The sequence below is a fragment of the Streptomyces sparsus genome, assembly GCF_054776295.1.
In genome coordinates this window covers 1-1,331 of the sequence record NZ_BAAHCA010001163.1, presented here as the reverse complement: position 1 = coordinate 1,331, position 1,331 = coordinate 1, and the positions used below count along the sequence as shown (strand labels likewise).

1 protein-coding gene and 1 pseudogene are annotated in these 1,331 nt (G+C 74.7%); one reads left to right on the top strand and one right to left on the bottom strand.

Features of this window, described 5'->3' with window-relative positions:
* Nucleotides 1-8: 8 nt before the first annotated feature.
* On the bottom strand, nucleotides 9-965 hold the full coding sequence (locus ACYVE9_RS27150; protein WP_461030538.1) for a DMT family transporter: 957 nt from the start codon (nucleotides 963-965) through the stop codon (nucleotides 9-11).
* Nucleotides 966-1,128: 163 nt separating this feature from the next.
* Between ACYVE9_RS27150 and ACYVE9_RS27145 the strand changes: the two are divergent.
* A pseudogene (locus ACYVE9_RS27145) lies at nucleotides 1,129-1,331 on the top strand (hypothetical protein); the annotation flags it as partial.

The window sequence follows — 1,331 nt, the reverse complement described above, 5'->3', positions numbered from 1 at the left end:
CGGGCCGGTCAGTGCTCGGTGCGGGCGGGGGCCGGGGACTGGGCGGGGGTGGGGACGGGGACGGCGGGCTGGACCTCGTCCGCCCGACCGGAGCCGCGCAGCACCACCAGCAGGCCGACCATGATGACGGCCAGCGCCGGGTAGGCCACCACCGGCGGTGTCTGGCCGAGCCACAGCGCCGCGATCAGGGCCGCCCCCGGGGTCTCCAGCAGGATCGCGGTGGAGGTGACGGACGGGCCGAGCCCGCGCACCACCCGGTTGAGCAGCGAGTGGCCGAGCAGTTGGGCCGTGACGGTCAGCACCGCGAGCTTCAGCCAGGTGTCCGCGCTGTAGCCGCCGCCCAGATCGGCGCCGCTGACCAGGCAGGCGACGAGCAGCAGCACGGCCGTCGTGGTGTAGCAGACGAAGGTGTACGACGTGGTGGACACCGTGCGCCGCACCTCAGCGCCCAGCAGCACGTACCCGGCCGCCGCCATGCCGCCGGCCAGCGCCAGGGCGTCACCGGCGAGTGCCCGCGGCGAGAGCGAGAGGTCCACGCCGGTGAGCAGCAGCACGCCGAGAAAGGCGATGCCGATGCCCGTCCACACCAAGGGCGGCGGCCGGTGCCCGCGCATCCGCAGCAGCACCGTGGTCCAGATCGGTGTGGTGGTGACGAGCGCCGTGGAGGAGGCCACCGAGGTCATGTGCAGGCTGGGCAGCCAGAGCGCGAAGTGCAGGGCCAGCAGCGCGTCGGCGGCGCCGGCCAGCACCCAGCTGCGGCGGCCCAGTCCGCGCAGTTCCGCACGGTGCCGCAGCAGCGCGACGGGCGCCAGCACCCCGACGGCCATCGCGTTCCGCCAGAACGCGATGGCCAGCGCGGGGGCCGCCGTCGCGGCGATCAGCGGGGCGGACAGCGAGATGCCGGAGATGGCGACCGCGAGCAGGAAGAGGTCGATCCCCTTGCCGGGCCGGGCGGCCACGGACATCGGCTCCGGACGGGGGGCACGCTGCTCGGCGGCGGGCACGTGGAACTCCTCAGCGGGACGTGGGACGCGGGGATCGACTGCCCTCTCAGAGTAAGGCTCGTACCGGTTGCGTGGTACTGACGGTCCACGCTGCGGGACACGCCTGCCGGTAGGGTCTGTGCCCATGACCGAGACCGCCGCGCAGCCGCTGTTCGACCGGGCACTCATCGAGGAGTCAGCGAAGAAGTCCGCGCTGGTGTGGGTGCGCGGCCCGCAGGGGCCGGCCCGCCCGCTGTGGCACGTCTGGTACGAGGGCGCCGTCTGCCTGGTGGGGGCCGCCGAACCGGCCGCACCGGCCGGCGATCCCGCCGCCGACCCTTCCGGGCC

Coding starts and splice junctions, on each gene's coding strand:
- ACYVE9_RS27150 (WP_461030538.1), bottom strand. CDS start 965: ATGTCCGTGGCCGCCCGGCCCGGCAAGGGGATCGACCTCTTCCTGCTC.